This window comes from Microbacterium aureliae (assembly GCF_054780155.1).
The window spans coordinates 660,220-683,063 of the sequence record NZ_BAAGWW010000002.1 but is presented as its reverse complement, the minus strand read 5'-3'; the positions used below and the strand labels follow the sequence as shown (position 1 = coordinate 683,063).

At 72.3% G+C, this 22,844-nt stretch carries 19 protein-coding genes and 2 pseudogenes; 13 read left to right on the top strand and 8 right to left on the bottom strand.

Features of this window, described 5'->3' with window-relative positions:
* Positions 1-129: 129 nt before the first annotated feature.
* Entirely contained in the window at positions 130-2,766 is a 2,637-nt protein-coding gene (locus tag ACYVF4_RS09305; RefSeq protein ID WP_460721985.1) for a DUF4062 domain-containing protein, read from the top strand.
* A gap of 9 nt (positions 2,767-2,775) precedes the next feature.
* Here ACYVF4_RS09305 and ACYVF4_RS09300 read toward each other — a convergent pair whose 3' ends face one another.
* Both ACYVF4_RS09300 and ACYVF4_RS09295 read right to left on the bottom strand, forming a co-directional pair.
* Positions 2,776-4,371, bottom strand: coding sequence for a 5-oxoprolinase subunit B/C family protein (locus ACYVF4_RS09300; protein ID WP_460721983.1), 1,596 nt, complete (start codon positions 4,369-4,371; stop codon positions 2,776-2,778).
* Entirely contained in the window at positions 4,365-5,120 is a 756-nt protein-coding gene (locus ACYVF4_RS09295) for a 5-oxoprolinase subunit PxpA (protein ID WP_460721981.1), read from the bottom strand. Before ACYVF4_RS09295 ends, ACYVF4_RS09300 begins: the two co-directional genes overlap by 7 nt.
* A gap of 45 nt (positions 5,121-5,165) precedes the next feature.
* Between ACYVF4_RS09295 and ACYVF4_RS09290 the strand changes: the two genes are divergently transcribed.
* On the top strand, positions 5,166-6,866 hold the full coding sequence (locus ACYVF4_RS09290; protein WP_460721979.1) for an ABC transporter ATP-binding protein: 1,701 nt from the start codon (positions 5,166-5,168) through the stop codon (positions 6,864-6,866).
* A 36-nt stretch (positions 6,867-6,902) separates the two neighbouring features.
* Here the strand turns inward: ACYVF4_RS09290 and ACYVF4_RS09285 are convergent, their stop codons facing one another.
* The 3 genes from ACYVF4_RS09285 to ACYVF4_RS09275 form a co-directional block, all read right to left on the bottom strand.
* Positions 6,903-7,862, bottom strand: a complete 960-nt coding sequence (locus tag ACYVF4_RS09285) for an ABC transporter permease (RefSeq protein ID WP_460721976.1) — start codon at positions 7,860-7,862, stop codon at positions 6,903-6,905.
* Positions 7,859-8,863, bottom strand: a complete 1,005-nt coding sequence (locus ACYVF4_RS09280) for an ABC transporter permease (protein ID WP_460721974.1) — start codon at positions 8,861-8,863, stop codon at positions 7,859-7,861. Before ACYVF4_RS09280 ends, ACYVF4_RS09285 begins: the two co-directional genes overlap by 4 nt.
* Positions 8,864-8,944: 81 nt before the next feature.
* Positions 8,945-10,618, bottom strand: a complete 1,674-nt coding sequence (locus tag ACYVF4_RS09275; protein WP_460721972.1) for an ABC transporter substrate-binding protein — start codon at positions 10,616-10,618, stop codon at positions 8,945-8,947.
* A 237-nt stretch (positions 10,619-10,855) separates the two neighbouring features.
* Between ACYVF4_RS09275 and ACYVF4_RS09270 the strand changes: the two genes are divergently transcribed.
* The 3 genes from ACYVF4_RS09270 to ACYVF4_RS09260 all read left to right on the top strand — a co-directional run bounded on the left by ACYVF4_RS09270 (position 10,856) and on the right by ACYVF4_RS09260 (position 12,848).
* Positions 10,856-11,719: a spermidine synthase gene (locus ACYVF4_RS09270; RefSeq protein WP_460721970.1), complete on the top strand. Its 864-nt coding sequence runs from the start codon at positions 10,856-10,858 to the stop codon at positions 11,717-11,719.
* A gap of 83 nt (positions 11,720-11,802) precedes the next feature.
* Complete coding sequence (locus ACYVF4_RS09265) at positions 11,803-12,330, top strand: hypothetical protein (protein ID WP_460721968.1); 528 nt, start codon at positions 11,803-11,805, stop codon at positions 12,328-12,330.
* A 29-nt stretch (positions 12,331-12,359) separates the two neighbouring features.
* A complete protein-coding gene (locus ACYVF4_RS09260; RefSeq protein WP_460721966.1) occupies positions 12,360-12,848 on the top strand; it encodes a SprT-like domain-containing protein in 489 nt (162 codons plus the stop codon).
* Between the two features lie 99 nt (positions 12,849-12,947).
* Here the strand turns inward: ACYVF4_RS09260 and ACYVF4_RS09255 are convergent, their stop codons facing one another.
* On the bottom strand, positions 12,948-13,601 hold the full coding sequence (locus tag ACYVF4_RS09255; protein WP_460721964.1) for a 2-phosphosulfolactate phosphatase: 654 nt from the start codon (positions 13,599-13,601) through the stop codon (positions 12,948-12,950).
* Positions 13,602-13,648: 47 nt separating this feature from the next.
* On the opposite strand from ACYVF4_RS09255, the gene ACYVF4_RS09250 reads away from it, so the two are divergent.
* A complete protein-coding gene (locus ACYVF4_RS09250) occupies positions 13,649-14,260 on the top strand; it encodes a hypothetical protein (RefSeq protein WP_460721962.1) in 612 nt (203 codons plus the stop codon).
* Between the two features lie 255 nt (positions 14,261-14,515).
* On the opposite strand, the pseudogene ACYVF4_RS09245 reads toward ACYVF4_RS09250, so the two are convergent.
* Together ACYVF4_RS09245 and ACYVF4_RS09240 are read right to left on the bottom strand one after the other, a co-directional pair.
* Positions 14,516-14,899: pseudogene (locus tag ACYVF4_RS09245) on the bottom strand (sensor histidine kinase); the annotation flags it as partial.
* A gap of 142 nt (positions 14,900-15,041) precedes the next feature.
* A pseudogene (locus tag ACYVF4_RS09240) lies at positions 15,042-15,422 on the bottom strand (DUF7134 domain-containing protein); the annotation flags it as partial.
* A 238-nt stretch (positions 15,423-15,660) separates the two neighbouring features.
* Here ACYVF4_RS09240 and ACYVF4_RS09235 point away from each other — a divergent pair.
* The 7 genes from ACYVF4_RS09235 to ACYVF4_RS09205 all read left to right on the top strand — a co-directional run bounded on the left by ACYVF4_RS09235 (position 15,661) and on the right by ACYVF4_RS09205 (position 22,844).
* Positions 15,661-16,509 carry a nitrilase-related carbon-nitrogen hydrolase gene (locus tag ACYVF4_RS09235; RefSeq protein ID WP_460721960.1) on the top strand — a complete coding sequence of 283 codons (849 nt, stop codon included), beginning with the start codon at positions 15,661-15,663 and terminating at the stop codon, positions 16,507-16,509.
* Positions 16,510-16,584: 75 nt separating this feature from the next.
* Positions 16,585-18,018, top strand: coding sequence for a dihydropyrimidinase (hydA, locus tag ACYVF4_RS09230; RefSeq protein ID WP_460721958.1), 1,434 nt, complete (start codon positions 16,585-16,587; stop codon positions 18,016-18,018).
* Positions 18,019-18,090: 72 nt separating this feature from the next.
* Positions 18,091-19,110 (top strand): TIGR03842 family LLM class F420-dependent oxidoreductase, encoded by a 1,020-nt coding sequence (locus ACYVF4_RS09225; RefSeq protein ID WP_460721956.1) that lies wholly within the window; start codon positions 18,091-18,093, stop codon positions 19,108-19,110.
* Entirely contained in the window at positions 19,107-20,021 is a 915-nt protein-coding gene (locus tag ACYVF4_RS09220) for an ABC transporter permease (protein ID WP_460721954.1), read from the top strand. Before ACYVF4_RS09225 ends, ACYVF4_RS09220 begins: the two co-directional genes overlap by 4 nt.
* Positions 20,018-20,812 carry an ABC transporter ATP-binding protein gene (locus tag ACYVF4_RS09215; RefSeq protein ID WP_460721952.1) on the top strand — a complete coding sequence of 265 codons (795 nt, stop codon included), beginning with the start codon at positions 20,018-20,020 and terminating at the stop codon, positions 20,810-20,812. The genes ACYVF4_RS09220 and ACYVF4_RS09215 overlap by 4 nt, the downstream gene beginning before the upstream one ends.
* A complete protein-coding gene (locus ACYVF4_RS09210; protein ID WP_460721950.1) occupies positions 20,809-21,627 on the top strand; it encodes an ABC transporter permease in 819 nt (272 codons plus the stop codon). Before ACYVF4_RS09215 ends, ACYVF4_RS09210 begins: the two co-directional genes overlap by 4 nt.
* A gap of 32 nt (positions 21,628-21,659) precedes the next feature.
* The gene (locus ACYVF4_RS09205) at positions 21,660-22,844 is read left to right on the top strand and encodes an ABC transporter substrate-binding protein (RefSeq protein WP_460721948.1); all 1,185 of its coding nucleotides are present in this window, start codon (positions 21,660-21,662) and stop codon (positions 22,842-22,844) included.

Sequence of the window (22,844 nt, the reverse complement as noted above, 5' to 3'; positions counted from 1 at the left end):
CCCTCGGCCGTGCGGCTCCTGTGCCGCCAGGCCGCACAGTACTCCCGCCCGGGGGTGTCCGGTAGAGGGTTTGCCGCGCGGGCGAACTGCCTCTGGAACCGCTCCCGCCTCTTGCGCCACAATGTCCCCATGGCTGGGGGTCATCAGCCCGTCATCCGCACGCCAGACCAGCGGATCCGGGTGTTCGTGAGTTCGACGCTGCGCGAGCTCGAGCAGGAGCGGCGCGCCGCGCGCGCCGCCATCGAGCGGCTGCGCCTGGCGCCGGTGATGTTCGAGCTCGGCGCGAGACCGCATCCGCCCCGCGAGCTGTACCGCTCCTACCTCGCGCAGAGCGACGTGTTCGTCGGCATCTACGCCGCCAGCTACGGCTGGGTGGCCCCGGATGAGGAGGTGTCGGGCCTCGAGGACGAGTACAACCTCGCGCCGCGCGACATGCCGAAGCTCATCTACATCAAGGCCGTCGACACCCGTGACGATCGCCTCGAGGAGCTCATCGCCCGCATCCGCGACGACGACACCGTCGCCTACCTCCCCTTCCACGACGCCGACCGGCTCGAGGAGCAGGTCGCCGGCGACCTGGCGACGCTGCTCGCGGAGCGGTTCGACGAATCGCGCACGCCCATGGATGCCGCATCCGCCGACCCCGCCGACGCCGCGGCGCTGGCCACGCGCCTGCCGACGCCCTACACCACCACGATCGGGCGCGAGGCGGACATCGTCGCGATCCGGGATCTGCTGGCGGCCGGATCGTCCCGGGTGATCAGCCTGATCGGCCCCGGAGGCATCGGCAAGAGCCGCCTGGCGATCGAGGTGGCACTGGCCACGACCGACCTCTTCCCCGACGGCACGTCGTTCGTCCCGCTGGAGGGCGTCCTCGAGGCGGGACTGCTGCTGCCGACCATCGCCTACAGCCTCGGCATCCGGGACAACGGCGAAGCCGCCCTCGAGGAGCGCGTCTCGCGCGCGCTCGAGGGCAGGCGCGTGCTGCTGGTGCTGGACAACTTCGAGCAGATCGTCGACGCCGCCCCGATATTGGTGCGCCTCTACAACGCCGCGCCCACCGCGACGTTCCTGGTCACCAGCCGCATCGTCCTGCGGATCCGCGGCGAGCAGGTCTACGAGGTCAAAGCGCTGTCCACGCCCGTGGACAGCCTTCCCGCCAGCACCGACCCCGCGACGCGCTCGTCGGCGGTGTCCCTCTTCGTCGACCGAGCCCGCGCCGTCAAGCCCGGCTTCGACATCACCGGCGACAACGCCGCCGACGTCGCCGACATCTGCCGCCGCCTCGAGGGGCTGCCGCTGGCGATCGAACTGGCGGCGGCGAAGATGCGCGCGCTGACCCCGCGGGACATCGCCGACCGGCTGCAGCGCAGCCTGCCGCTGCTGACGGCCGCCGCGCGCGACCTGCCCGAGCGCCATCGCACCATGCGGGCCGCGATCGAATGGAGCGTAGGCCTGCTGCCCGCCCCGCAGCGGGCCATGCTGGAAGATCTCGGCGTCTTCGCCACCCGGTTCACGCTGGATGCCGTCGAGGCGATCGGCCGCGGCCGGGTCTGGCAGGACGACGCGGTCGATCTGCTGGAGGCCCTGATCGACGGCTCGCTGGTGAGCCAGACCGACATCGAGGGCCGCGCGATCTTCTCGCTGCTGGCCATCGTGCGGGAGTACGCCATCGGCGCGCTCGAGGAGCGCGGCGAAGCCGACACGATGCGCGCGGCGCATGCCGATTATTACGTCGACCTCGTGGCGCGCACCGCGCCGGGCCTGCGCGGTCGCGGCCAGATCGAGGCGGTGGGCCGGCTGGGGCTTGAGCTGTCGAACCTGCGCGCGGCGGTGCGCCACCTCATCTACACCGACCGCCTGGACGACGCAGGCGACTTCGCGTGGAGCCTGCTCATCTACTGGTGGATCTCGGGATTCTTCGCCGAGGTGAGGCTGTGGATGCTGGAGCTGCTCGAGAAGCAGGAGCCGCCGATCTCGCAGCACACGCGCGCGGTGGCGTGGTTCTACGTGCTGTGGGGCGAGATGTGGCAGCGCCCCAGCGAGCAGATGGTCGCCGGATTCGGCGAGTGCGTGCGGCTGTTCACCGAGTCGGGCGACGAGGACGCCGCCGCGATGGCGCTCGCGGCCCGGGCGACCTCCCGCGTGCAGCTCGCCGACGTCGACATCGACAAGGCCGACGGCGAGCTTCGCGAGGCCGTGGGCAAGCTGCGCGAGTTCGGCAACGGATGGGCCGAGGCGATCACCGAGGTCTCGCTCGGTCGCCTGGCGTGGCTGCGCGGCGACACCGCCACCGCGCTGGCGCACTTCGACCACGCGACCGAGGTGGCCGTCGACGGCGAGGACCTCTTCACGACGTCGGTGGCCGGCAACCTGCGTGCACGGCTCAACTTCGTGCGCGGAGAAGTCGACGCCGCCGAGCGCGAGTTCGTCGAGACCCTGCTGCTGTCGATCCGGCTGCACTACGACGAGGGCGTCGCGTACGGCCTCGAGGGGGTGTGCGCGGTGGCTGCCGCGCGCGGCGAGGCCTGGCGCGCCGCGGCGCTCGCGGTGGCCGCCGGCGTCATCCGTCACCGCGTCGGCGTCTTCGACGTCGAGGCCTTCACGGTCCACACCCCGCACCTCGAGATCCTGCGGGCGCGCGATGCCGAGGCCGTCGCGACCGGCGAGCGCGCCGGGGCGGAGCTGAGCGTCGCCGAAGCCGTGGAGCTTGCCCTGCCGGCCGAAGCCTGGGAGCAGGTGCGGGAGCGCATGGCCCGCTGGTGAGGCGGCCGCTCAGATCGCGCTGCGCGCGTGCCGGAAGCGGACGCGCGTGCCCGGGCGGGCCTGGGCGAGGGCACTCTGCGCCGCCTCGGTCGCCACCGCGATGACGGGGTAGCCGCCGGTGACCGGGCCGTCGGCCATCAGCACGGTGGGCCGGCCGCTCGGCGGCACCTGCAGCGCGCCGGGCACCATTCCCTCGCTCGGCAGCTCCCCCGTACGCGTGCGTTCGAGCTCGGGTCCTTCGAGGCGGATGCCGACGCGGTCGGCCCGCGAGGACACCGTCCACACCGAGTCGAACAGCCCCTCGAGGGCGGATGCCGCGAACCAGTCCGCGCGCGGACCGGGGCCGAGCTCGACCTCGATCTCGTCGTCGACGGGTCCGCTCCACGGGGCGATCTGGGCGGCGGGAACGTCGCCGGCCACGTGCCGGCCGAGGTCCAGGACGTCGCCGGCGGCGAGCGGGGCGGGGCCGAGCCCGGCGAGCAGGTCGGTGGAGGCCGACCCGAGCACCGGCCGCGCCCGGATGCCGCCCCGCACCGCGACGACCGCCCGTGCACCGTGCGCGAACCACCCGACCGACAGCTCGGTCCCCGCGCACCACGGGTGCGCGGCATACGGGTCCACCTCCGCACCGCCGAGCCGCAACGGGCCCCAGGCCCCCGTCACGGCGACCCACGTGTCGGCCGTCGCCACCGCGCGGAAGCCGCCCATCGTCACCTCGATCGCCGCTGCATCCTCGCGGTTGCCCACGAGACGGTTCGCCGTCCGCAGGGCGCGGCGGTCGAGCGCGCCGGAGCGGGCGACGCCGAGCGCGGCCGCGCCGGGCCTCCCCAGATCCTGGACCGTCGCGAGCAGGCCCGGCTCGACGACCCGCAGCACCGAGCCTGTCGCGAACGCCGCCGGTCGTCCCGGCGCCCCGGCGGGCGCGTCCCGCTCGGGCACCGGCTCGACCGGCCCGCCCGCCGCGGCCGAGACCGATCGCCCGGCCACCGCCTCGAACCGGACGACCGCTCCCGGTGCCAGGAGCGCCGGGCTGTCGGCATCCGGATCGAACAGCGCCGCGACGGCGGTGCCGATCAGGCGCCAGCCCCCCGGGGTCTCGCGCGGGTAGGCGCCGGTGAAGCCCGCCGCCAGCCCCACCGACCCCGCCGGGACGCGCGTGCGCGGAGCGTCGAGCCGCGGCACCTCGAACGGCCAGTCCTCGCTCACGAGATAGCCGAAGCCGGGGGCGAAGCCGGTGAAGGCCACACGCCACCGGGCCGCCGAGTGGTGCCGGACCAGCGCGTCGACGTCGATTCCGAGCAGGTGCGCCGTGTCGGCGAGGTCCGGCCCGTCGTACCGGATGGGCAGGTCCACGGTCCGCCCGGCGGCCGGACGGTCCACGCCGCCGCCGGCGGCCGCCCCACGGATCCAGGCGCGAGCCGCGGCGAGCGTCAGCCGCGCCGGGTCGAGGGTCACCAGCACGGTGCGCGCGGCGGGCACCAGGTCGACGACGCCCTCGGGGCGGGATGCCGCCAGCGCGGCGTGGAGCGCGAGGACTTCGGCCAGGCCGTCGACCTCGGCCAGGAGAGCGCGCTCCCCCATCGGCAGGATGCGCGTGGTCACCACGGCGCCCGCACCTCGACACCGGCGTCCTCGAGCGCCACCCGGACCGCGCGCGCCATGGCCACCGCGGCAGGGGTGTCGCCGTGGACGCACAGCGACGCCGCCTCGACCTCGACCCGTGCGCCGTCGACCGAGGCGACGACGCGCTCGCGGGCCAACAGCACCGCGCGCTCCGCGACCTCGCCGGCGTCCTCGAGCAGCGCGCCCGGCTCCCCGCGCGGCACGAGCGTGCCGTCCGCGCGGTACCCGCGGTCCAGGAACGCCTCCTGCACGAACGGCAGGTCGCGCTCCCGGGCGGCGCGCGCGATCGCCCCGCCGAGCCCCAGCACCGGCAGGGCGCGACCGAGCGCCGCCGACAGGTACGCCACCGCGTCGGCGACCACGGCGGCGTCACCGGCATCCGACACGATGCGGTTGTACAGGGCGCCGTGCGGCTTGACGTAGCGGATGTCTGCGCCCGCGCGCCGCAGCCGGGTCAGCTGCTCGTCGAGAGTCGCGCGCAGCTCGTCCGCCGCCAGCGCCATGACCGTCCGGCCGAAGCCCGCGGGGTCCGGATAAGAGGGGTGCGCGCCGATGACGACGCCGTGGCGCCGCGCGCGCTCGACGGCTTCGGCCACCGACGCCGCATCGCCGGCGTGCCCGCCGCACGCGATGCTGGCGCTCGTGACCAGCGCGAACATCGCCTCGTCGTCGGCGGTCGGGATGCCGCCGACGGTCTCGCCGAGGTCGGCGTTGAGGTCGATCGCGCTCACCGTTTCACGCTAGCCCTTGGTCGGCCCGCCAGGCAGGATGGTGCAATGCCCCGATTCACCGAACGCGCCGCCGCGGGATCACCCCTCCTGCAGGTGCGCGACGTCGCCGTCCAGTTCCAGACCGTCGACGGGCCCGTGCGCGCCGTCGAGGCCGTCGATCTCGACCTCGCCGCGGGCGAGACGCTCGCCATCGTCGGCGAGTCGGGGTCGGGCAAGTCCACCACGGCGATGGCGGTCATCGGGCTCCTTCCCGGCAACGGCCGGGTCACCCACGGCAGCATCCGGTTCGAGGGCGAGGACCTCGTCGGCGCGCCCGAATCGGTGATGCGCAGCATCCGCGGCGGATCGATCGGCCTCGTCCCCCAGGACCCCATGTCGAACCTCAACCCGGTCACGCGGATCGGGACGCAGGTCGCCGAGGCGCTGCTCGCGCACGGCGCGGCGACGAAGAAGGACGTCGACCGTCGCGTCGTCGAGACCCTCGAGGCCGCGGGGCTGCCGAACGCGGCCGAGCGCGCCAAGCAGTACCCGCACGAGTTCTCGGGCGGCATGCGCCAGCGCGCCCTCATCGCGATCGGGCTGGCCTGCCGCCCGCGGCTGCTGATCGCGGACGAGCCGACCAGCGCCCTGGACGTCACCGTCCAGAAGACGATCCTCGACCAGCTGCAGCGCATGACGGACGAGCTCGGCACCGCCGTCATGCTCATCACCCACGACCTGGGCCTCGCCGCCGAGCGCGCCTCGCGCGTGGTCGTCATGCATCGCGGGCGCATCGTCGAGCAGGGACCCGCCCGGCAGATCCTCGAAGACCCGCAGCAGCCCTACACCCAGGCGCTCGTGAAGGCCGCCCCCTCGGTCGCGGCCGTCCGGCTGCGACCCGAGGTGTTCCCCCTCGGGGGCGCGGATGCCGCACCCGCCGTCACGCCGGCACCGGCATCCGGAACCGGCGCGGCGACCGCCGACCACATCGTCGAGGTCGAGGGGCTGACGAAGGTGTACCCCGTGCGAGGGCAGAAAGAGGACTTCGTCGCCGTCACGGACGTCTCGTTCGCGATCCCCCGCGGGCGCACCGTGGCGATCGTGGGTGAGTCCGGCTCGGGCAAGACCACCACGGCGCGCATGCTGCTGAAGGTCGTCGAGCCCACGAGCGGCACCATGACCTTCGACGGCCAGGACGTCGCCTCGCTCAAGGGCCGGGCGCTGCGGGAGTTCCGCCAGAAGGTGCAGCCGATCTTCCAGGACCCGTATTCGTCGCTGAACCCGATGTTCACGATCGAGCGGATCATCTCGGAGCCGCTGGACTTCTACAAGCGCGGCTCGGCGAAGGAGCGCGCCGCGCGCGTGCGCAAGCTCCTCGACGACGTCGCCCTGCCCGAGGCGATGCTGCGGCGCTATCCGTCGGAGCTGTCCGGCGGTCAGCGCCAGCGCGTCGCGATCGCCCGCGCGCTCGCACTCGAGCCGGAGCTCATCGTGTGCGACGAGCCGGTGTCGGCCCTCGACGTGCTCGTGCAGGACCAGATCCTGCGCCTGCTCGGAGACCTGCAGCGCGAATACGGCCTGAGCTACCTCTTCATCTCGCACGACCTCGCCGTCGTCCGCCTCATCAGCGACTACGTGTGCGTCATGAAGGACGGCGCCCTCGTCGAGGCCGCCTCGAGCGAAGAGATCTTCACCAACCCGCGGGACCCGTACACCCGCCGCCTGCTCGCCGCGATCCCCGGCAACGAGCTCGACATCGCCGTCTGACCGCGCGAGCCGGATGCCGGGACCACCGGCATCCGGTCAGCGCTTGCGGGTGCGCGGGTCCATCGCCTCGCGCAGCGCCTCGCCGAAGAGGGTGAAGCCGAGCGCCGTGATCATGATGCACAGGCCCGGCAGGAACGCCAGCCACGGAGCGATCGCGAGCTCGTTCTGCGCGTAGGTGAGCATACGGCCCCACTCGGCGGTCTCGGGGCGGCCGCCGCCGAGGCCCAGGTACGACAGCGCGGCGGCGTCGATGACGGCGGTCGCGAGGGTCAGGGTGCCCTGCACGATGACGGGGCCGACGCTGTTGGGCAGCACGTGGCTCATCGTGATGGTGCCGCGGCCGAGGCCGAGGGTCTGCGCTGACAGCACGTAGTCGCTCGAGCGCTGCTGCAGCATCGACGCCCGCAGCAGGCGCGCGAAGATCGGCACCTGCGAGGCTCCGATCGCGATCATCACCGCCAGCGGCGTCTGGCCGAGGATCGCCGCGATCGAGACCGCCAGCAGCAGGTTCGGCACCGACAGCAGGATGTCGACGATGCGCATCACGACGGTGTCGACCCATCCGCCGAACATGCCGGCGATGAGGCCGAGCAGCATGCCGCCGGCCAGGCCGAAGAGCGTGGAGATGACGCCGATCAGCAGGGACGCCCGTGCGCCCCAGATGAGCTTGGAGTACACGTCGCCGCCGAAGCGGTCCAGCCCCAGCGGGAACTCGGCGATCTCTCCCGGCCCGGGGATGCTGGTCGGGGTGATGAAGCGCGCGCCCGGCAGCGCCGTCTCGGGGTAGGGCGCGAGCAGCGGGGCGAGCAGGGCGACGACGACGAACGCGAACACGATGACCGCGCCCGCCCACGCGACGGGGTTCCGGCGCAGGCGCCGCAGCACATCGTGCCAGAAGCCGCCGCGGGTGCGTGCGCCCTGCAGCAGGCTCTCGTCGACGGCGCTCTCGCCGGCGGGGCTGCCGCCGGGAGCGGGGGGCAGGGCATTTGAGCTCATGACACCCTCACTCTCGGGTCGATGAAGCTGTACGAGACGTCGACGATCAGGTTGATGACGGCGTAGATGATCGCGATGAAGATGATGAATCCCTGCAGGACGGGGAAGTCCCGCGCGCTGATCGCCCGGGCCATGAACGATCCGATCCCGGGGAAGGCGAACACCGTCTCGGTGAGGATCGCCCCCGCCAGCAGCAGGCCGACCTGCAGGCCGACGGTGGTCACCACGGGCAGCATGGCGTTTCGCAGGATGAAGCGGCTGCGGAGGGTTCCGCTGGAGATGCCTTTGGCCCGCCCGGTGCGGACGTAGTCGGAGTTCTGCACCTCGAGCACCGACGCGCGCGTGATGCGCACGATGATCGCCAGCGGAATCGTGCCGAGGGCGATCGCCGGCAGCACCAGGTGCACGACGGCATCCCAGGCTGCGTCGAATTCGCCGGTCAGGATGCCGTCCAGCACGTAGAAGCCGGTCGGATGGGTCGCGTCGATGCGGGGGTTCTGCCGGCCGTCGCTGGGAAGCCATCCCAGCTGCACCGCGAAGACGTATTTCAGCAGGAACGCCAGGAAGAACACCGGGATCGTGATGCCGACCAGGCTCAGCACGACCGCGGTGTGGTCGGCGATGCGGCCGTGGCGGCGCGCGGCCCAGTAGCCGAGCGGGATGCCGATGCCGACGGCGATGATGAGCGCCGCGAGCGACAGCTCGATGGTGGCGGGGAAGCGCCGCCAGAACTCCTCGGTGACGCTGCGGCCCGTCTCGATGGACGAGCCGAAGTCGCCGACGAGCAGGCGCCCCATCCACGTGAGGTACTGCTCGAGGACGGGACGGTTGAAGCCGTAGAGCTCGTTGACCCGCTCGACGGCCTCGGGGGTGGCGCGCTCGCCGAGCAGGGCCACGGCGGGCCCCCCGGGAAGGGCGCGCACCCACAGGAACAGCAGGATGCTGAGCCCGAAGAGGGTGGGGATGAGCAGCAGGAGCCGGTTGCCGATCGTGCGCAGCACTGGGGTCTTTCCAGGTCGAGGCGGTGCGCGGCGCGGACGGACCGGAGGGTCCGCCCGCGCCGCGCCGGACAGCGCGTCGGATTACTCCGTCAGCACGATCTCGCTGAACACCTCGTCGTTGACGGGGCTCGCCGGGTAGCTCTCGACGCGGGGCGAGAACGCCAGCGTCGGGGCCGGGTGGGCCAGCGGCACGCCGGGGATGTACTCGGCGACCATCTGGTTGATCTCCTCGTAGAGCGCCGCCTGCTCGTCGGCGTCGGCGATCCCGCGCGCCTCTTGCAGGGCCGCGAACAGCTCGGGGTTGTCGAAGCCCCACTCCGCCGACGGTCCGCCGAAGAACACCCCGAGGAAGTTGTCGGTGTCGTTGTAGTCACCCGTCCAGCCGAGCAGGTGGATGCCGTGATCCGTGGTGCCCGTGATCTTGTCGAGGTAGTCGGGGTTCCAGGCATCCGTGATCGGGGTGATCTCCACGCCGACCTCGCTCAGCTGCGACGAGAGGACCGTGAAGGTCTCTTCGGGCGTCGGCATGTAGGGCCGCGAGATGTTGACGGGGTAGTTGAAGTCCAGCTGCAGCGGGTTGGACTCGTCGTAGCCGGCCTCGGCGAGGAGCTCGCGCGCCTTGTCGGGGTCGTACTCGTACGTGGTGACGTCGGGGTTGAACCCGTTGGTCCCCGGCGGCACGAACTGCGAGGCCTTCTCGGTGCCCTCGGGGAGGACCTGCGTGATGAGGGCGTCCTTGTCGATCGCGTAGGACAGCGCCTCGCGCACGAGCGGGTCCTTCAGCTCCTCGACGGCCTGGTTGAAGGCGAGGTAGAGGATCGTGAAGGGCGGGCGCGAGACCATCGTGAAGCCGGCCTCTTCGAGCGCGCCGGTGTCGGCCGGGCTCACCAGGTCGTAGCCGTCGATCGAGCCGGACTCCAGGGCCTGCCGGCGAGCGGTCGGCTCGTCGATGATCCGGAAGATGATCTCGTCGATCTGGCCGGGCTCGCCCCAGTAGTCGTCGTACGAGGTCAGGGTGACGTTCTCGCCCGGCGACCAGGATTCGAACTGGAACGGGCCGGTGCCGGTGGGGTGGCCCTGGCCGTACTCCGACAGCGAGGGCGCGTCGGCCGAGCCGCCGATGCCGTCGGCGTCGTACTCCTCCAGCGCGGCGGGGCTCTGCATCGAGAACGCCGGCAGCGACATGGCGGGGATGAACCCGGCGAACGGCTGGTTGAGCTCGATGGTCACCGTGTAGTCGCCGTCGGGCGTGCAGGACTTGTAGACGGCGTCGTCGGGGTTCTCGACGTAGCCGCGGAAGAGCTTGCCGTAGTAGTACGACAGCGCCTCGCTGGCGGCCAGCCCCGTCCAGTTGTACCAGCGGTCGAAGTTCGCGCACACCGCCTCGGCGTTGAAGTCGGTGCCGTCGTGGAAGGTCACGCCCTCCTTCAGCTGGAACGTGTGGCTCATGCCGTCCTCGGCGGACTCCCACGACTCCGCCAGCAGCGGCGCCGGGTCGGCGGTGCCGGGCTCGGTGCCGACGAGGCCCTCGAAGATCTGGCGGGCGACGCGGAACGTCTCGCCGTCCTGGGCGAAAGCGGGGTCGAGGGTGGCCGGATCGGAGGCCGCGCCGAAAACGAACGTGCCGTCAACGTCGGCGTCCGCGCCGCCGCCGTCGTCCTGCCCGCGCTCGCTGGCGCAGGCGGTGAGGACCATGGCGCCGATGGCCAGCGCGGCTGCGCCGGCGGCCCATCGCCGTGTGGAGGAGTGGAGCATGTGGGGTGCACCTTCCATGTGAGTCCGGCGACGGCATGGTGGCGCCATCGCCCTGGGGAGTGATCCCCCGACGCTACCTGCGGGATGCCGCCGGGAACATCACACAATGGTTTCGATTGTGTTTCGGCGTGTTGGATCGCTCCACGATCATCAGATTGCGCAAGGGACGGCGCGAAGACGAAGCAGAACCGTCATGGGCGCCTGAACCGGCCGGCGCGGCGGCACTACGCTGGACCCGTGGCGCGCGCAAGGGTGGAGGATCCCGGCGCGTCCGCGCGCCTGTCCGACGGCAGCCTCGCGCGGATCGCCCCGTCGGCGTACGCGGGCGGGTGGGAGCTCGTCGTAGACGGCACCCCGCAGTCGCACGTCGATCTGGCCGACCCAACCCACCTGCACTTCGAATACATCGCCCGCATGGGCGCCGTCATCGACCTGCTCCGGATGCCGGGGCAGCCCCTCACCGCGGTGCACCTGGGGGCCGGCGCGCTCACCCTGCCGCGGTACGTCGAGGCGACCCGGCCGGGCTCGCGCCAGCAGGTGGTCGAGATCGAGCCCGCCCTGGTGGAGCTCGTGCGCGCGCACCTGCCGCTCCCCCGGGGCGCATCGATCCGCGTGCGGATCGGCGACGCGCGCGACGTCGCCGGGCGCCTGCCGGCGGGCCTGGTCGGCAGCGTCGACCTGCTGGTGTCGGACGTCTTCTCGGGGGCCCAGACGCCCGCCCACCTGACCACGCGGGAGTTCTACGCCCAGGCCGCGGGCCTGCTCGCGCCCGAGGGCGTGCTGCTGGTGAACGTCGCCGACGGCGCGGGCCTCGCCTTCGCCCGCCGGCAGGTCGCGACCGTGCGCTCGGTGCTCGAGCACGTCCTGGTGCTCGCCGAGGTGCAGACCCTCAAGGGCCGGCGGTTCGGCAACCTCGTCGTGGCGGCCTCGCCCGCACCGCTCCCCGTCGCGTGGCTGCCGCGGCTCATGGCCGCCGGCCCCCACCCCGCCAAAGTGGCTCACGGCGCCGAGCTCGACGACTTCGCGCGCGGCGCGGGGATCGCCACAGATGCCGACGCGACCGCGTCGCCGAAGCCCGCGGCATCCGTCTTCGAACGCTGAAGCGCGGCGAGCCGCACCGGCCGCCGCGCGAGGGCGTTGCACACTGGAACGCGAGGCGCCGGCGCGCGGCGGAAGGAGACATCTTGAGCTACATCCTCGGGTACGACCCCGACACCCTGCGCGAGAAGGTCGATCCCGCCCGGTGCCTGGAGCGGCTCGACGAGATCGGCCCGCAGCGGAGCCTTCCCGCCCTGCTGGAGCGCGTGTGGCTGCTGAAGGTGCTGGACCGCCTCGACGAATCGCTCGTGCTGTCCGAGCAGTCGGTGCGCGTGGCCCGCATGGCGGGTACGCGCCGCGACCTGCTGCGCGCCCGCATCCTGCACGCCTCGGTGCTGTACTGGAAGGGCGCCTACGCCGCCGCCGAGCAGGAGCTGTCGACGTGCGCGCAAGAGGCGGAGGGCCAGGGATGGTCCGGCATCGCGGCCTTCGCCTACCAGCACCGCGGCAAGTCCTTCTACAGCGCCGGCGACTACGACCTCGCGCGGGCGGACTTCAAGCGCGCGCTGTTCCTGCGGCAGGACGCGGGGGCCAGCGACGAAGAGCTGCAGGCGATCCTGCTGGCCGTCGACGCGGCGGACCGGCGGCGCATGTCGGCGTCCGTCGCGAGCTGAGTGTCGTAGGTACGTTCTAGTCTTCGGGCATGTCGGAACTGCGTGATGTCCGCCGCTGGGCGGAAGCTCTCCTCTCCCTCCATCTCGACGAGTCATGGACCTTCGGGTTCGACAACGCCAAGCGGCGCGCCGGGCTGTGCGACTACCAGCGCAAGCGGATCAGCGTCTCGCGCTACCTCGCCGCGCGCTACGACGACGACACCAACCACCAGACGCTGCTGCACGAGGTCGCGCACGCCCTCGCGGGGGCCCGCGCCGGCCACGGCCCGGTGTGGAAGGCGCAGGCGAGGGAGCTCGGGTACGTCGGCGGCACCACCCACCACGGCGAGACGGCCACCGAGCTCGCGCGCTGGGTGGGGGTGTGCCCGTCGGGGCACGTCGCCTACCGGCACCGCAAGGTGACGCGGGCGACGTCCTGCGCGAAATGCGCACCGCGGTTCGACCCGCGGTTCCTGTTCGCGTGGACCCAGCGCGAGATCACGCCGGCCACGCGGCTGGCCGCGCTGACGCCGCGCTGAGGGCTGCAGGGTTCGCTGACGGCGCTGCGGGCTGCCTGACGGTTGCTGCGGGCGGGGTTCGCTGACGGCTCGCTCACGCGAGGCGCGAGGGCCGGACGGTCAGCGGCGGCGGAACGCGCCGTCCTGCAGGACGGGCACGACGGATGCCGCGTCCACGTCCGCCGCGGCGGCGACCTCGTCGCGGCGTCCGATCGCGAGAAGCTCCTGTCCCGACCCGCTCGCGCTGACCAGGTGCCGCACGGCCCGCCCCAGACCGCGGAAGGCCTCGCACGCGGCCGCCGCCTCGGGCGAGGTGTGGTCGATGCCGAGGTCGGTGAGCGCGTCGACGACGGCGCCGGCGCCGAGCAGGTCCTCGACGGCGAAGCGGAGCGGCGCGTCCGGCTCCCGCGAGACGAGCTCGCCCGCCGCGATGACCGCGATGCTCGTGCGGTCGCCCCGGTCGCGCTGGATCGCCAGGACCGCGTCGGCGACGGCGCGACGGTTGCGCAGACTCCCCAGCACGACCGTGGCACCCGTCGCCGCGGCGGCCCGCGCCACCGCGGCCCCGTTCAGTGACTCCGCGTCGGCCGCGGAGCCCAGCGGGACGACGCGGCCGGCGGCCACGGCATCCGTCACCGTCGTCGAGAAGCGCAGCACATCGACGACGACCACGACGTCGGCCGGCGCGAGGCGGGCGAGCCCGGCCGCACCCCACTCGAACCGCACCTGGTACCGGTGCTGGTCGAACGGCGGCGTAGGGGCGGGATCCGGCATCCGTCAAGCCTAGATCCACCCCTTCGCGGGGGTGCGACACTGGCGGCATGCGCATCCTGCTGAAGTTCGTGATCGACTGCGACGCCGACGCGGCCTGGCGCGCTCTGCACTCGCCCCGCGCCGTCGCCGAGTTGTACGGCCCCCTGCTGCAGATGCAGCCGATGGCGCCGGAGGGACTGCCCACCTCGCTCGAGACCGGAGCCGACGTCCCCGTGCAGCTGTCGGTCGCCGGCGCGCTGCCCGTCGGGCAGCAGCTGATCCATGTCAGCGAGCGGTACGTCGAATCCGCCGACGGGCCGGTGCGGATCCTCCGGGACTCCGGCATCCCGCTGACCGGCCCCCTGGCCGCGCTCGACGTGTGGGATCACCAGATGGCGGTCTCACCCGCCCCGGGCGACCCCGGCAGGACGCTGTGGCGGGACCGCCTGGTCATCGGCGGCGCCGCCGCACCCGCCCTGTGGCCGGTGCTGTGGGCGACGTGGCAGTGGCGCGGCGCCCGCATCCGCGCGCTCGCCCCGTCGTGGGCCCACGACCCCGCCCCCGTCGCCGCGCCGGCCGCCGTTGGCGGCCCCGCCGACGCGCCCACCCCCGCCGCCGCTGCTGACGACCCGACCGCGGCCGCCCCCGCCGCGGTGACCGCGCCGCCCGCCCCCCTCTGACACTTCGCTTGCCCTGGATGTACGCCGCGGACGCGATCCCCCGTACATCCGGGGCAAGCGAACGGGTGTAGGTGTGGCGACGAGCTCCGGGGGGGGCTCAGTCCGCTCCGCCATCCCCACGAGCCCGTGACCGCGATGACCGGCGGGGCCCGCAGCCCCCGCGCCCGCGCCGGGTACCGCCGGCGTCGCCGGGCCGCTGGGGCCGCCGGGCACCGGGTTCCGGACCTCGAGTTCGACGCGATCGGGATGCCAGGACAGCCGGACGGACACCGAGGAGCCATCGCCGTGGCGCAGCGCATTGGTGAGCGCCTCCTGCAGGATGCGGTAGACGGCCAGCTGGACCGCGGCGGACGGGTCGTCTCGCGGCGCCGGGTCCACCTCGACGCGGACCGCGACACCGGCGGCGCGCACCTGCGCGTACAGCTGCTCGAGGTCGGCGAGGGCGGGCTGCGGGCCGTCCGCCTGACTGTGTCGCAGACGCGTCAGCAGGACGCGGACGTCGGCCAGTGCGGCCCGCGCCGTGGACGAGATCGTCTCGAGAGCGGCGGACGCAGCGGCGGGGTCGGATGCCGCGGCGTAGCGCGCACCGTCTGCCTGCGCGACGACGACGGCCAGGGAATGCGCGACGACATCGTGCATGTCCCGGGCGATGCGCAGGCGCTCCTGCTCGACGACCGCCTCGGACTCGGCCCGCTCCTGCGCGACGCGGGTCTCGCGCGCGTCGCGCCGTGCGCACCAGTGCTCCCAGCGTCCAGGACAGCGCGAGCGCGAAGCCTGCCGCGACGAGCATGACGAGCGCGAGGGGAAGGGTCTGCACGCTGAGGCCCCCGCCGTAGGACTGCCCCAGGGTGAGGTACGCGGTGATGACGATCGCCCCTGCCACCGCCGACGCGAGCCCCAGCCGGAGCACCAGGGTCGACCCATAGGCGGCGGTGGCGTAGAGGACGCCGAAGATCGCCACGTCCGACACCGTCGGGGGCCGTCCCAGTCCCATCTGCACGAGTGCGCCGACCCAGGCGGTCGCCAGCGAGAGGGCCGGCGACATGCGGCGGAACGCGAGGGCACCCGCGAAGACCACCGCGATCAGCAGTCCGGCCCAGTTCGAGAAGGCGTCCGAGAAGCCCGAGCGCGCGAGGACCGTGAACTCCGTCGGAGCGGCCACCGCGAAGAAGAGCACGGCGACGACGACGTCGGCCACGTCCGGATGGAAGCGGCGGGGCAGCGCGGGGACAGCGCGGCGGGGGCGCCAGCCGGCGCGGGCGCGGGTACCCCTTGTCGCGCGACGCCCGCAGGCTTTACTGTCCGGACACAGGCCGAAATCGGCGGGAAACGTCGAGGCAGAAGGATCGGGTCAGCCCGGGGAACCCGCCGGACCCGACGTGACGAGGACGGAAGGCACGATGACGACGGTACGCGCGGCGATCTCGCAGACCACCTGGACGGGCGACAAGGCGTCGATGCTCGACAAGCACGAGGGCTTCGCGAGGGATGCCGCGGCGCAGGGCGCGCAGGTGATGAGCTTCCAGGAGCTCTTCTACGGCCCGTACTTCGGCATCACGCAGGACCAGAAGTACTACCGCTTCGCCGAACCCGCCGACGGACCGATCGTCACGCGCTTCGCCGCGCTGGCGAAGGAGCTCGGGATGGTCATGGTCCTGCCCATCTACGAGGAGGCCGGGACGGGGATCTACTACAACACCGCCGTGCTCGTCGATGCCGACGGGACGATCCTCGGCAAGTACCGCAAGCACCACCTGCCGCACCTGGACCGCTTCTGGGAGAAGTTTTACTTCCGCCCCGGCAACCTCGGCTACCCGGTGTTCGACACCGCCGTCGGGCGCATCGGGATGTACATCTGCTACGACCGGCACTTCCCCGAGGGGTGGCGCGAACTCGGGCTCGCCGACGCCCACATGGTGTTCAACCCCAACGCCACCAAGCCCGGGCTGTCCAACCGCCTGTGGGAGGTCGAGGGTCCGGCCGCAGCCGTCGCCAACGGGTACTTCGTGCTCCAGCCCAACCGCGTGGGCCGCGAGGACAACGAGTACGGCGACCTCGCCGTGGACTTCTACGGCACGAGCCAGGTCATCGACCCCCGCGGCAACTTCGTCGGCGAGCGCGGCTCGAGCGAGCACGAGGAGGTGCTCGTGCGCGACCTCGATCTGGACATGGTGCGGCAGATGCGCGACGACTGGCAGTTCTACCGGGACCGCCGGCCCGACTCGTACACGACGATCGCGAAGCCCTGACATGACGCGGTCGTCGAGCGAGCGAAGCGAGACGACCGAGCTCTAAGGAACGACCGGCCTCTAAGGAGACAACGCATGGCAACCACCCTCATCACCGGCGGGACCGTCGTGTCGGCGACCGGCCGCGGCGAGGCGGACGTGCTGATCGACGGCGAGACGATCGCCGCCGTCCTGGCACCCGGCTCGCAGCTGCTCGGCACCGACCTGCGCGGTTCGGTCGACACCGTCGTCGACGCCACCGGCAAGTACGTCATCCCCGGGGGCATCGACGCCCACACCCACATGGAGCTGCCCTTCGGCGGCACCAACGCCTCGGACACCTTCGAGACCGGCACGCGCGCGGCGGCGTGGGGCGGCACGACCTCGATCATCGACTTCGCCGTCCAGCGCTACGGCGAGCGCGTGCAGGACGGTCTGGCCGCGTGGCACGAGAAGGCGGCCGGCAACTGCGCGATCGACTACGGCTTCCACCAGATCGTCGGCGGTGTCGACGACGACTCCCTCGCGGCGATGCGGGGCCTGCTGGACGAGGGCGTCTCGAGCTTCAAGCTCTTCATGGCCTATCCGGGCGTCTTCTACTCCGACGACGCGCAGGTGCTGAAGGCCATGCAGGTCTCGGCCGAGACGGGTCTGCTCACGATGATGCACGCCGAGAACGGCCCCGCGATCGACGTGCTGGCGGCTCAGCTGGCGGATGCCGGCAAGAAGGCGCCGTACTACCACGGCATCGCGCGCGCCTGGCAGATGGAGGAGGAGGCCACCCACCGCGCGATCATGCTGGCGAACCTCACCGGCGCCCCGCTGTACACCGTCCACGTGTCGGCGAAGCAGGCGGTCGACCAGATCGCGTGGGCGCGGGACCAGGGCTGGAACGTCTTCGGCGAGACCTGTCCGCAGTACCTGTACCTGTCGCTCGAGGAGCAGCTGGGCGCGTTCAGCGACGAATGGGGCCAGTTCGAAGGCGCCAAGTGGGTGTGCTCCACGCCGCTGCGCAGCCGCGACGAGGGCCATCAGCACCACATGTGGCAAGCGCTGCGCACCAACGACATCCAGATGGTCTCCACCGACCACTGCCCGTTCTGCATGAAGGGGCAGAAGGAGCTCGGGGCCGAGGATTTCCGCGCGATCCCCAACGGCATCGGCTCGGTCGAGCACCGCATGGACCTCATGTACCAGGGGGTCGTGACCGGCAGGATCACCCTCGAGCGCTGGGTGGAGCTGACCAGCACGACCCCCGCCCGCATGTTCGGGCTGTACGGGCGCAAGGGCGTCATCCAGCCCGGGGCCGACGGCGACGTGGTGGTGTACGACCCGAACGGGCACACCTCGATCTCGGCGTCCACCCATCACATGAACATGGACCATTCGGCGTGGGAGGGCTTCGAGATCGATGGGCACGTGGACACCGTCATCTCGCGCGGCAAGGTGATCGTCGACGGCGGGACCTACCACGGCGCCAAGGGCGACGGCCGGTTCCTCAAGCGCGGCCTGAGCCAGTACCTGATCTGATGGCCGCCCCGACCGCCGCGTTTCGTCTCGGGCCTTCGGCCCTCGCTCAACGACCGGGATGGAGGTGATCCCATGGACTTCGGAGTGGTGCTGCAGACCAATCCGCCCGCCGCGCGCACCGTGCAGCTGGCGACCCTCGCCGAGGCGCACGGATTCAGCCACGTGTGGACGTTCGACTCCCACCTGCTGTGGCAGGAGCCCTACGTCATCCACTCGGCGATCCTCGCCGCGACCAAGCGGGTGACGGTCGGCCCGTTCGTGACGAACCCCGCCACGCGGGACTGGACGGTCACGGCATCCGTCTTCGCCACGCTCAACGAGATGTACGGCAACCGCACGCTCTGCGGGATCGGCCGCGGTGACTCGGCGGTGCGCGTGACCAACGGCAAGCCGGTGACGATGGCCGAGCTGCGCGAGTCGATCCACGTGATCCGCGAGCTCGGCAACTCCCGCCCCGTGGAGTACAAGGGCGCGACCCTGCAATTCCCGTGGAGCCGCGGATCCGAGCTCGAGGTGTGGGTCGCCGCGTACGGGCCGATGGCGCTGAAGCTCACCGGCGAGGTGGGCGACGGCTTCATCCTGCAGCTGGCGGACGTGGACATCGCGGCGTGGATGATCAAGACGGTGAGGGATGCCGCGGCCGCCGCCGGCCGCGACCCCGACGCCATCGCGTTCTGCGTCGCCGCGCCGATGTACATCGGCGAGGACCTGCCCCACATGCGGGACCAGTGCCGGTGGTTCGGCGGGATGGTCGGCAACCACGTCGCCGACATCGTCGCGAAGTACGGCCAGGGCGGCAGCGCCGTGCCGCAGGCTCTCACCGACTACATCGCGGGGCGCACCGGCTACGACTACAACACGCACGGCAAAGCCGACAACGACCACGTCGACTTCGTCCCCGACGAGATCGTCGACCGGTTCTGCATCCTGGGCACGGCCGAGCAGCACATCGCCAAGCTCGAGCAGCTGCGCGAGCTCGGAGTGACGCAGTTCGCCGGCTACCTGCAGCACGACAACAAGGAAGAGACCATGCGGGTGTACGGCGAGACCGTCATCCCCGCCCTCTCGGCGCACGTGACGGCAAAGGCATGAGCTCCCGCGCCCCCGCCGAGCCCCGCCGGGGGCGCGCGGTCGGCTGGGGCGCGCTGGGCGTGATCGCCGTGATCGCGCTGTGGGAGCTGTACAAGCTCCTGGGCCCGGCCGAGGGCGTCGTGGTGGGAGCCGTCGACGGGCAGGCGGGCTCGGGCGTGATGATCCTCCCCCGCACGCACGATCGCGCGATGCCGCACGTGTGGGACATGGTGGCGCGCCTGTTCGCGTCCACCAGCGGCGGCCAGACCCCGCCGCTGTGGGTGTCGGTCGCCGGCGCCGCCGCCGTCACGCTCGGGATCGCCTCGGTGGGCTGGCTGATCGGCGTGCTGGTGGGGGCGGCGCTAGGGCTGGCGATGCAGCGGTGGCGGCTGGTGGAGTGGGGCCTGCTGCCGTGGATCGTCGTCAGCCAGATCGTGCCGCTGATCGCGTTCGCCCCGGTCGTCAACGCCATCGGCAACCAGATCGACCGCGGCGGCACCCCGTGGCCGCAGTGGCTCTCGGTCGCCGTCATCGCCTCGTACCTGGCCTTCTTCCCCGTCGCCGTGGGCGTGCTGCGGGGGCTGGCGGCACCCGACCGGATCCACCTGGACCTCATGCGCAGCTATGCGGCCGGCTACGGCACGACGCTGCTGCGCCTGCGCCTGCCCGCGGCGGTGCCGTACCTGCTGCCCGCGCTGCGCCTCGCCGCCGCCAACGCCGTCCTCGGCGCGGTCGTCGCCGAGGTCTCGATCGGGATGCGGGGCGGCATCGGCCGCATGCTCATCCAGCTCGCCGGGCAGGCCTCCTCCGATCCCGCCGCACCCTGGGGCCCGACGTTCGGATCGATCGTCCTGGGGCTCATCGCCGCCGGTTCGGTCGCCCTCATCGGCCTGGGACTGAAGAACTACCGCAGAGGGGAAGCGACCGCATGACGACTGCCACCGCCGTCCGCGCGACAGGCGTCGACAAGATCTTCGGCACCGCCAAGGGCGACGTCACCGCCCTCACGGGCGTCGATCTCGACGTCGCCGCCGGGGAGTTCGTCTCGCTCATCGGGCCGTCCGGGTGCGGCAAGTCGACACTGCTGCGCCTGATCGCCGACCTCGACCACCCGACGGCGGGGACGCTGGAGATCTTCGGCAAGCCGGCCGCGAGGGCCCGCGTCGACCAGGACTACGGCATCGCGTTCCAGCAGGCGGGACTGCTGCCGTGGCGCACGGTCGCGGCGAACATCGCCCTGCCGCTCGAGGTCCACGGCGTCTCGCGCACCGAGCGCGCCGCGCGCGTGACGGAGCTCGCCGCCCTGGTCGGGCTGTCCGACTTCGTCGAGCGGTACCCGGACCAGCTGTCCGGCGGCATGCAGCAGCGCGTCGCGATCGCCCGCGCCCTGGCCTCGCGCCCCCGCCTGCTGCTGATGGACGAGCCCTTCGGCGCGCTCGACGAGATGACCCGCGAGTACCTGCAGTCCGAACTCGCGCGCATCGCGGTCGAGACCGGCGCCGCCGTCGTGTTCGTGACCCACTCGATCCCCGAGGCGGTCTTCCTATCGGACCGCGTCGTGGTGATGAGCCCCCGCCCCGGACGCATCACCGACGTCGTCGTGACGGATCTGGGTGCGTCCCGCGACGAGCAGCTGCGGGAGTCCCCCGCCTACTTCGACCGGGTGACCGCCGTGCGCGAGGCCCTCCACGGCACCCGCATCACCCGGGCGGACGAGCGATGACCGGCACCGAGTCGCTCACCCGCGTGCGGCCGACACGCCGGCCGCCGGGCGAGCGCCCGCTGCCGGCGTGGGTGCGCGTGGCCGCCCCCGTGACGGTGGGTGTGCTGGGCGTGGCGGTCTGGATCCTCTACGTCGACGTCATCGGCGCCGCCCCGCGCATGCTGCCGAGTCCCGCCGCCATCGGCGCCGAACTGGTGGCCCGGTGGGGCATCATCGCCGAGGACATGGCGGTGACGGCGGTCAACGCGCTAGTCGGCCTGGCGTTCGGCGCTCTCCTGGCCGTCGTGCTGGCGGGGCTCGCTGCAGCCTCGAGGCCCGTCGACGGGATGCTGGCGCCCCTGGTCGCGGCCCTCGCGGTGATCCCGATCGTCGCCGTCACGCCGATCCTCAACACCATGTTCGGCGCGTCCAGCCAGTTCGGCCGGCAGGCGGTGGCGACGATCGCGGCCTTCATCCCCGTCTTCGTCAACGTCCTCCGCGGTCTTCGGCAGACTCGCGCGGTGCACCGCGACGTGCTGCGCGCATCCGCCGCCACGCCCGGACAGACGTTCCGGCTGCTGACGCTGCCCACCGCCCTTCCCTACCTGCTGACCGGCCTGCGGATCGCGAGCTCGCTCGCGGTGATCGCCGCGCTCGTGGCCGAGTACTTCGGCGGACCCGCCGACGGCATCGGCACCGCCATCGCCACCTACGCCAAGTCCGGCCGGGCCGCCCTCGCGTGGGCGTACGTGGCCGGCGGCATCGGGATCGGCCTGGCCTTCTTCCTCGGCACGTCGCTGCTGGAGCGTCTCGTGTCGCGTCGGACCCCCACCTGAAAACCCGCACCAACACTCGAGAGGAACCACCCATGAGACACAGCATCCGACGCGGCCTCGTCGCCGCATCCGCCCTCACCGCCACCGCGCTCGTCCTGGCCGCCTGCTCCGGTTCGGGGTCGTCGACCGACGGCGGCGACACCGGCGACGGCGACGGCGACTTCGAGCCGCTCACCGAGGTCTCGCTGCAGCTGCAGTGGCTGCCGCAGGCCCAGTTCGCCGGCTACTACGTCGCACTCGACCAGGGCTACTTCGAGGAGGAGGGCTTCGACTCGGTCGAGATCATCCCCTCGGGCGGTGACATCGTGCCGCAGGACGCCCTGGTCGCCGGCGACGTGGACTTCGCCATCGCCTGGGTGCCCAAGGTGCTCGGCACCCTCGAGGCCGGCGGCGTCGAACTCACCGACATCGCGCAGGTCTTCCAGCGCTCGGGCACGCTGCAGGTGTCGTGGGCCGAGGACGGCATCGAATCGGTGGCCGACTTCGAAGGCAAGCGCATCGGCTCGTGGGGCTTCGGCAACGAGTGGGAGATCTTCGCGGCGATGGCCGCCGAGGGCCTCGACTCCACCACGGTGTCGATCACGACCCAGGACTTCAGCATGAACGCGCTGCTGGACCGCGACGTGGATGCCGCCCAGGCGATGACCTACAACGAGTGGGCGCAGATCCTCGAGGTCGTCGACCCCGAGACCGGCGAGCTGTACCAGCCCGAGGACTTCAACGTCGTCAGCTACGAGGACACCGACGGCGCCATGCTGCAGGACGCGATCTGGGCCGACACGCAGCGCCTGGCCGACGACCCGGCCTACGCCGACGCCGCCGTGCGCTTCCTCAAGGCCGTGACCAAGGGCTGGATCTTCGCGCGGGACAACCCCGAGGAGGCCGCCGAGATCACGTACGACGCCGCGATCAACGCCGAGGCCGCCTTCCCCGTCGGTCCCGTCCACCAGCTGTGGCAGATGAACGAGGTCAACAAGCTCATCTGGGCCGGCGGCGACTTCGGCCTGATCGACGCCGCCGCGTGGGACAAGACCGTCGCGGGCGCCCTGTCGGCGGTCAACCAGGACGGCCTGGAGCTGATCACGGCCGAGCCCGCCGATTCGGCCTACTCCAACGAATACATCGAGCAGGCGCTCGCAGAACTCGCCGAGGAGGGCGTCGAGGTCGGCGGCGAGTACACGCCGATCGAGGTGGAGCTCACCGAGGGCGGGCAGTAG

Bases quoted from the DNA above. Each gene is read 5' to 3' on its own strand.
- ACYVF4_RS09305 (WP_460721985.1), top strand. From the start codon at position 130: ATGGCTGGGGGTCATCAGCCCGTCATCCGCACGCCAGACCAGCGGATC.
- ACYVF4_RS09290 (WP_460721979.1), top strand. From the start codon at position 5,166: ATGCCCCGATTCACCGAACGCGCCGCCGCGGGATCACCCCTCCTGCAG.
- ACYVF4_RS09285 (WP_460721976.1), bottom strand. From the start codon at position 7,862: ATGAGCTCAAATGCCCTGCCCCCCGCTCCCGGCGGCAGCCCCGCCGGC.
- ACYVF4_RS09275 (WP_460721972.1), bottom strand. From the start codon at position 10,618: ATGCTCCACTCCTCCACACGGCGATGGGCCGCCGGCGCAGCCGCGCTG.
- ACYVF4_RS09260 (WP_460721966.1), top strand. From the start codon at position 12,360: ATGTCGGAACTGCGTGATGTCCGCCGCTGGGCGGAAGCTCTCCTCTCC.
- ACYVF4_RS09255 (WP_460721964.1), bottom strand. From the start codon at position 13,601: ATGCCGGATCCCGCCCCTACGCCGCCGTTCGACCAGCACCGGTACCAG.
- ACYVF4_RS09250 (WP_460721962.1), top strand. From the start codon at position 13,649: ATGCGCATCCTGCTGAAGTTCGTGATCGACTGCGACGCCGACGCGGCC.
- ACYVF4_RS09235 (WP_460721960.1), top strand. From the start codon at position 15,661: ATGACGACGGTACGCGCGGCGATCTCGCAGACCACCTGGACGGGCGAC.
- hydA (WP_460721958.1), top strand. From the start codon at position 16,585: ATGGCAACCACCCTCATCACCGGCGGGACCGTCGTGTCGGCGACCGGC.
- ACYVF4_RS09225 (WP_460721956.1), top strand. From the start codon at position 18,091: ATGGACTTCGGAGTGGTGCTGCAGACCAATCCGCCCGCCGCGCGCACC.
- ACYVF4_RS09220 (WP_460721954.1), top strand. From the start codon at position 19,107: ATGAGCTCCCGCGCCCCCGCCGAGCCCCGCCGGGGGCGCGCGGTCGGC.
- ACYVF4_RS09215 (WP_460721952.1), top strand. From the start codon at position 20,018: ATGACGACTGCCACCGCCGTCCGCGCGACAGGCGTCGACAAGATCTTC.
- ACYVF4_RS09210 (WP_460721950.1), top strand. From the start codon at position 20,809: ATGACCGGCACCGAGTCGCTCACCCGCGTGCGGCCGACACGCCGGCCG.
- ACYVF4_RS09205 (WP_460721948.1), top strand. From the start codon at position 21,660: ATGAGACACAGCATCCGACGCGGCCTCGTCGCCGCATCCGCCCTCACC.